Here is a 7,475-nt window from a genome sequence, read left to right as displayed (position 1 = left end):
CTTATTTCCATTATACTCCCATTTTCCAAAAACATACGGGGCACCCTTGAACTTATCATACAGGTAATTTCATAATTGATCGTCTGCAAATGTTGGGCGATTTCGTCGACTGAAATCCATTCGTCTTTTTGCTTCCCGATCAAGGTAACCTTTGTGCCGACAGGGTATTCTTCGGCGAGGGAAATCATGAACTGGTCCATGCAGATTCTCCCTGCTATTTTTTGGCGTTTTCCGTCGATCAGCACTTCCGTCCCGGCCAGGCGCCTCAGCCATCCATCAGCATACCCGACGGGAACTGTCCCGATCCATTCGTCGCGTTTGGCCGTATATGTCGCCCCGTAGCTGACGCTCTCGCCTTTTTTAATTTTTTTCACATGGGTGAGTTCGGTATGAAGCGAAAACACTTCCCGCAGACGAAACGGCAGCTCGTCTTTTATTTCGGTTGACGGCGCCAAACCGTACATGCCGATGCCGAAGCGGACGGCATTAAAGAGCTGTTCCCTGAAGCGCAGACCCGCGGCGCTGTTTGACGAATGCACCATTAAACGGTCAAGCGGGAGAGGGCTGATCAGTTCTTTAAAGCGGTCAAGCTGCATGTCGAAATAATCGGTGTCCTTTTCGTCCGCCGTCGCGAAATGAGTGAACACGCCCGTACAATTGAGTTTATCGCTCGATTCGGTCATCTCCATCATTTCTTTGATCTCTTCTTCCGTTTTGCAGCCAAGGCGGCCCATGCCCGTGTCGATCTTCAAATGATATTCAAGAGGAGCTTCGGTCTCACCGAGAAAACCGAGCACGTCTTTCAGCCAGCTGGCAGAGTAACCCGTCACGGTAATGCGCTTTTCCGCGGCAATGCCAGCATATTCGGGCGGCACTGCGCCGAGGACAAGAATCGGTTCTTCAATCCCCTGCGCTCTCAGCGAAAGCGCTTCATCCAGTAAAGCCACAGCAAGAATGGACGCCCCTTCTGCAAGAGCCGCCTTCGCTACCTGTGCATCCCCGTGTCCGTAGGCATTCGCTTTAACGACGGCCATCAAGTGGACATGCTCGCCGATGTGCCGCTTCATATTGCGCACGTTTTCTTTTAAAGCCGTTAAATCGATTTCGGCCCATGTCTTTCTATAGAATGGTTTTAAGCTCATCATGACACTTCCTGTTCCTTGTTTCAATCGTCCTTCCCATCATACTAAAAAGTTCGGAGAAAGGGAAATTTTGTACGGGAATACCTGCCCAGAACAAGAGAAAAATTGCTGGCACGCTATACATTTTACGGAAAAACTGTCGAAAACATACGCTTGCCCCGGAAATATAAAAACAGCCTGCTTTCCGCTTCCGGGCGGAAAACAGGCTGCTGGATAGGCACAGTCTATTTTGAAGACTGGCCTTGCATGCTTTTGGCAACCATCAGAAGTTCATCTTGAGAAAGGTCTTCTGATGAGATGAAATAGTCGACTCCGTCATAAGTCCATGACAACGATTTATCCGTCAGTGCGCCGACCGTGAAGCCGAGGTCAACCGGCTCTCCGTTCATGGACACAGAAGTAGATGTTTTGGCGACGCGGGCTTTTTCCTGAATCAATGTAAAGGACTTTTCACCGCCGTATGTGATGACGATTCGTTTGCCGTCTTCAGTCGCCATTTCTTTCTCCTCAAGCTTTTTCACGCCCTGAGGCACATCGAGCGGCGTTTTGACGGCGAAAGAGTCTGACACGTCCGCGCTTGTCGCTACGTCAATTTGAGACAGCGTCATATTTTTCTTTTCATCAAATGCGTCTTTATCGAGCGGCTTATCGAATTCAAAGCTTGTAAACTCAACCTTTACCATCGGTTTGCGGTCCGTGTCCATCACCTTAACCGATGAAGGAGCCATGTTTTTTTTATGGAAAACGATTTCCTGGGTCGGCAGCATCTGATTATGCTGATAATTCGTTTTCGTTTCAAAAATGTATTTTGAATCCTTTGCGGAAAAAGAAGCTTCCCCATCATTTTTGACATCTTTTACGAGCGATTCGAATAAGTATACTTGGCTGCTGTTATTAGGCCAGTCGCTGTGGAAGCGGAAGCTTTTATTCAGCGACGGAGTCAAAACAAACCCGCCGGTTTCATTGCGCAAGATCACCTGGCTCTGGTCTTTTTTCGGGTTTTCCAAATAGACCCGGTAAAGAGAAGGTTTTTTATGCCAGATTTCCACATTGTACTCCTGCGGTTCATTTCCCGTTTCAATCGTCATTTTCGCTTTTGCCTTATAGGACGTGTATTCTTTTGCCTTCTTGTCGAGCCCCGTCACAACATCTTCTTGCGATTTTTGGCCGCAGGCAGAAAGCATAAGGATTACAAGCAGCCCCGTTAAAAGCAAAACAAAGCTTTTTCTCACCTTTTTTCAACCCCTTTTTAATCATTGATGTAAAAAGGAAGAAACCGCTTGTTCGACTTTAACGGTACGCCATAAGAACAGGGCCGGCTGTATCGGCGTGCGTACCATAAAAGCCTGCAACGACTCGTCTCCCTTATTGCACTACCCAATATATGAGCGTGTCTCAGACAATATGCAGACTAGCATGACAACCTTTCAAAATCATTTTTCTCCTCCGTACTAATCGCCGCTGCCTGTTCATAAACGTGTTACTATATATGTACGAGATCATTGTAAAGGGGCTTAAATCATAAGCATGTTTATCAGAACAGAAAATTTTCAGACGTTTATCAGGCTCTATCCGGTCACATCCGCCATACTGGCCCTGCAGCTTGCCATCTGGATTCTTTTTTTACTTCCGTTGACGGCCGTACAGATGTGGTCTGATTTATTGATTGGATTTAACTGGGGGATAGCGAATGGAGAATGGTGGAGGTTTGTGACACCGATCTTTATTCACGCCGGGTTCGGCCATCTGCTCTTTAATTCGATGTCGATCTTTTTATTTGCCCCCGGGCTGGAACGAATGCTCGGGAAACTCAAGTTTCTCATCGTTTATATTGGGACAGGAGTGATCGGCAATATCGGCACGTATTTCATCGAACCGCTGGAGTATATGCATGTCGGTGCTTCAGGAGCGATATTCGGATTGTTCGGTGTGTACCTGTACATCGTGCTGTTTAGAAAAGAGCTGATGGGAAGCGCCAATTCCCAAATCATCGTCACCATCCTCGCCATTTCGGTTTTGATGACGTTTGTCAACCAAAATATCAATATCATGGCGCACATCTTCGGACTGCTGGGCGGACTCGCTCTGGCTCCCCCGTTGTTAAATAAAAGAGTGAACGGCTTTTAACCGTTCACTCTTTTTTCATAAGAATACCATGCAAAAATATCGTCCGAATCTTTCTCCTCGACATCAGCCACCGAAAACTTCTCCATTAAAGCAGATGATTTTGTTGATGTATGGATCGAAACAAGCTGTCTTCTGCGCTGGAAATATGAGCGGCTGACTTCGAACACCTGCATGCGCCTACGCTGAATGACAGCGGTTGTTCTGCCGATGAAGCGCGATGACATGATGATTTTGCTGCCGCTGATCTTCCAGCCGGCATCGCGGTATGATAAGTAGCCGATGATCCAGTAAAAAGGAATCAATACAGCGGACAAATAGCCCCACGGCGGAAACAGAATGGAAAGCGGAACGACGGCGAGGACCGGCCAGGATGCGCGCAGGATATAACGGCGCAGTGCGCGTTTCGGCAAGCGGTTCAAATCGTCTTCCGGCGCATAATCCGGAATGAATTCTCCGAGGCGCTGTTTGATCACTTTTTTGCTGATAATCGGAAATAGGACGGCTGATTTATCTTCTTCCAAAACGTTTCCGCCTGCGCTGACGATCGTGACGGCTGCAAGTCCAAAAGGCTGCCTGATCAGACTCTCCTTGATTTTAATCGCTTGAATCCGCTGCAGCGGAATCGTGATTTGATGCTTTTCAATCAGCCCTCTGGAAATGACGATTTCTTTCTCTTTACGCACGACTGTAAAATTCGCGTATTTCAAAAGCATCCCGACAATGCTGAGAAGCCATGCAATGAAAAGGGCAACAAAAGCAGCTAAGGCGATGACAGTCGCTCCAGCGCTATTCAAAAAAGCAAAACGGTCATACAGCCAGTCCAAATCAAAGAAGTCGTCGACTTGAGTGAAAAAAGCGAATACCCCTGAAATAATGACGCCGATCCCGCTTGATGTTGACGCTGCAGTTAAAAGCTCCTGCCCGGTCATTTTGTACATCATTTGCGGTTCTTCCGCTGTTTCCTCCGCCTCTGCAGCAGTCTCTTCCTGCGGATCCGTGACATCGGCTCCAGTGCCTTCCACCGCTTTTTTCCTTTCGAAAAGCGCTTGCTGAATACGTTCGGCTTCTGCCTGGGTAATGGCGACCAAGGAAACTTCCGCTTCCGTTCCTCCGCTTGCCGTTTCGACTTGAAGCTTCACCAGCTTGAATATTTGCTGAATGAGGCCAGCGCTCGTGTTGATCGTTTGAATCCGTTCGATCGGAATATACCTTTTTTTCTTATTAATCAGGCCTTCCTCTATTCGCAATTCATCCTCTTCGATACGGTATGTAAATTTGCTCCACTTGATGATGCTCGTCACGACCAAAGCAATGAAAAACAGCACGGCCGCGGCGATCGCAATCATTTTGACTGTGTGCGACTGATTTAAAAAAAGCACTACGCCAAATGGAATGATAACGTGTTTACAGGTCTCAACAAGGCCTTTTATAAAGTTGAGAATGACGGCGGCGGGGTGCATGCGTCTCGGTTCAGACATCATCTTCAGTCACCCTTGCCAGCCTGGAAATGGAGTCCCTGAGCTGATCCGCCTCTTCAACATCCAGAGCGGGAATGGAATGGGTCGTCGCGGCTGTTGAAATTTGCACGGAGGCGAGATTATATTTTCTGAGGATGGGGCCCTGCGATGTATCAACATGCTGGACTCTGACCATCGGAACGATCACGCGGGTCACCACAAAGATGCCGTGCTGAATATCGATTTCGTTCTCATGGACTTCGTAGCGCCATATTCTGTGGCGGATATTCGGAATAATAATAATGATGACAAATGAAATCACCAGCCAAACGGCTGCTGACAAAATGCCGATCCATACCGGCCATTTAAATATCAACCCTGCGGCAACAAGGCCTGCTGCAGCCAGCATTAAAACGAATGATGTGATACAAGCTGTAATTCTCCAGACTTTTACGCCATCGCGGCTTATTTGATTTTTCGGCTCGCTTCTCAAAACTCGATTCCCCCAATCTAGTTCTATTTACGGTCTTAGGCTGAAAATGTTTCGGATAAAGACTTTCGTTTTTAAAAAAAGGCGAATCCGTAAAAAAGGATCCGCCTTTTGATTATGAATTATATGATTTTTTTTGGCGTCTGTCATTCGAAGAACGCTTTTTATCATAAGATGAACGATTGTTCTTTCCTCTGTAGCCGCCGCCGTCTCTGCGTTTTGATGAACGGGGGTGGTGACTTTTATTTCGCTTCGTTCTGAGCGGAGCCTCTTCCGTCAAACGGACAGGCGTGTTGTCCGGCTCTTTGGTCATCATTTTAATGGCAGCCGCAACAACTGTCACAGAATCATGGTCTTCCAATAATTCCGCTGCAGCCGTCATATAGAAGTTCAGGTTATTTTCCTCGATGATCGTCCGGAGGCGGTCAACCGTCACCTGCTGCTGTCCTTCAATCGCCTCATCTAGAGTCGGTGCTTTCATGCGGTCCATTTTGCGTTTTGTCGTCTGCTCGATGGCGCGGAGCATGTCTTTTTCGCGCGGTGTAATGAAGGTCATCGCCATTCCTGTTTTGCCTGCGCGTCCCGTTCTTCCGATGCGGTGAACATAGCTTTCAGGATCTTGCGGCACATCGAAGTTGTAGACGTGCGTTACCCCTGAAATATCAAGGCCACGCGCCGCAACGTCTGTCGCAACGAGCACTTCAATTGCGCCTTGCTTAAATTTCCGGAGTGCCACCATTCGCTTCGCCTGAGTCAAATCGCCGTGGATTCCTTCAGCTGTATAACCGCGCAGATTAAGCGCTTCTGTTAGTTCATCGACGCGGCGCTTTGTCCGGCCGAATACAATCGCCAGTTCAGGAGACTGGATGTCAAGAAGACGTGTCAGCGTATCAAACTTTTTGCGTTCATGTACTTCAAGGTAGAACTGCTGAATGTTTGATACTGTCATTTCCTTCGCTTTCACTTTCACGTGCTCCGGGTTGGTCATGAAACGTTCTGCAATCCGTTTAATCGGAGCAGGCATTGTTGCAGAAAACAGCAATGTTTGATGCTCAGCGGGCACATTGGAAAGGATGGATTCGATATCTTCGATGAATCCCATGTTCAGCATTTCATCCGCTTCATCAAGCACAACGGTGTTCACTGTTTGAAGACGCATTGTGCGGCGGTTGATATGGTCAAGCAAACGGCCAGGTGTTCCAACGATAATATGAGGATTTTTCTTAAGCGCGCGAATCTGGCGTCCGATATCCTGTCCACCGTAAATCGGCAGCACGCGAGCGCGTTTATCCTGTCCAATTTTATATAGCTCTTCAGAAACTTGAATGGCTAATTCACGAGTAGGTGCGATAACAATGGCTTGAATGTTAGGAGACTCGGGGTTGATTTTCTCAACAAGGGGGATGCCAAATGCAGCCGTTTTTCCTGTTCCCGTTTGCGCTTGTCCGATCACATCTTTATTTGCAAGGCCGAGCGGAATCGTTTGTGCCTGAATCGGTGTTGCCTCTTCAAATCCCATACGCTTGATCGCTTTTGTGAGATCAGAACTTAATTGAAAATCTTGAAACGTTATTGTCAATGTATTCAAACTCCTTCTGCTTACTGTTTCAGTAATCGTGTTTTATCAATAAAAACTGCCCTTTGTGCAAAGGACAGGTCCATACTTATGCAAAGCCCGAATTACTTTACATGTTATATTACCATTCCGTTATACGTTTTTCAACAAGATGAAAATGAGCAGTGTGCTCTCTCGCCGGTTCGGCAGCCATCTATAGACCTCTGGGACAACCGTCCGCGAAACGTCAAGCCCGCCTGTTGACGTCTTTTACACATTGTAACACAGGCTTGTGCGGCTTTCGACAGCATACACTCATTTTTCTCTGCCCGCATCCCCGATTATTTTTTGCAGATTGCCGTTCAATTATTTATTTTTTTATGGATTCAATCGGCGTTTTTTTGAGAAACGCCTCAACGGTTTGAAAGAGGACAGCGGAGTTTTCTTCAAGGCAGACATGGTGCTTGGATTCCGGCAAGAGGCACAGCTCTTTCTCTTCGGAAGGTATGGTTTCATAAAGATAATACGCGCTTGACAGCGGCACGATTGAATCGCATTCCCCCTGAACAATGAGCACAGGGATGCGGAGGTTTTTCAAAGCAGGCTTTGTCATCTTAACGAGCTTGCGAAACTGAAATGCTGAAGACACCGGGGTGCTTGTCAGCTTTTGTTTGTACCTTTTGTAAAGCAGATTATCCTCAAGC

The 7,475-nt window shown here is 47.3% G+C and carries 7 protein-coding genes; 1 reads left to right on the top strand and 6 read right to left on the bottom strand.

Features of this window, described 5'->3' with window-relative positions:
- Positions 1 to 1,142, bottom strand: a 1,142-nt coding sequence (gene alr, locus C1T29_RS03190) for an alanine racemase (protein WP_208945713.1), incomplete at its 3' end; no start/stop codon positions are given.
- Between the two features lie 224 nt (positions 1,143 to 1,366).
- Positions 1,367 to 2,326: a LolA family protein gene (locus C1T29_RS03185; RefSeq protein ID WP_208945712.1), complete on the bottom strand. Its 960-nt coding sequence runs from the start codon at positions 2,324 to 2,326 to the stop codon at positions 1,367 to 1,369.
- A 343-nt stretch (positions 2,327 to 2,669) separates the two neighbouring features.
- Here C1T29_RS03185 and C1T29_RS03180 point away from each other — a divergent pair, with 343 nt between their 5' ends.
- Positions 2,670 to 3,269 carry a rhomboid family intramembrane serine protease gene (locus C1T29_RS03180; RefSeq protein WP_023857867.1) on the top strand — a complete coding sequence of 200 codons (600 nt, stop codon included), beginning with the start codon at positions 2,670 to 2,672 and terminating at the stop codon, positions 3,267 to 3,269.
- Here the strand turns inward: C1T29_RS03180 and C1T29_RS03175 are convergent.
- From C1T29_RS03175 to C1T29_RS03160, 4 genes are all read right to left on the bottom strand, one after another.
- On the bottom strand, positions 3,266 to 4,750 hold the full coding sequence (locus tag C1T29_RS03175; protein WP_208945613.1) for a PH domain-containing protein: 1,485 nt from the start codon (positions 4,748 to 4,750) through the stop codon (positions 3,266 to 3,268). The genes C1T29_RS03180 and C1T29_RS03175 overlap by 4 nt on opposite strands.
- A complete protein-coding gene (locus tag C1T29_RS03170; protein WP_035337159.1) occupies positions 4,740 to 5,219 on the bottom strand; it encodes a PH domain-containing protein in 480 nt (159 codons plus the stop codon). Before C1T29_RS03170 ends, C1T29_RS03175 begins: the two co-directional genes overlap by 11 nt.
- Before the next feature lie 112 nt (positions 5,220 to 5,331).
- A complete protein-coding gene (locus C1T29_RS03165; protein ID WP_023857870.1) occupies positions 5,332 to 6,795 on the bottom strand; it encodes a degradosome RNA helicase CshA in 1,464 nt (487 codons plus the stop codon).
- Between the two features lie 346 nt (positions 6,796 to 7,141).
- The coding region (locus tag C1T29_RS03160) for an alpha/beta hydrolase (protein ID WP_208945612.1) at positions 7,142 to 7,475 on the bottom strand (334 nt) is incomplete at its 5' end.

It is taken from the genome of Bacillus sp. MBGLi79, from assembly GCF_002953915.1.
Note: the sequence above shows the minus strand (reverse complement) of the source record. Positions and strands in the feature narration are given on the sequence as shown.

Excerpts from the sequence above, each read along its gene's own strand:
- C1T29_RS03175 (WP_208945613.1), bottom strand. The coding sequence starts at position 4,750 with ATGATGTCTGAACCGAGACGCATGCACCCCGCCGCCGTCATTCTCAAC.
- C1T29_RS03180 (WP_023857867.1), top strand. The coding sequence starts at position 2,670 with ATGTTTATCAGAACAGAAAATTTTCAGACGTTTATCAGGCTCTATCCG.
- C1T29_RS03185 (WP_208945712.1), bottom strand. The coding sequence starts at position 2,326 with ATGCTTTCTGCCTGCGGCCAAAAATCGCAAGAAGATGTTGTGACGGGG.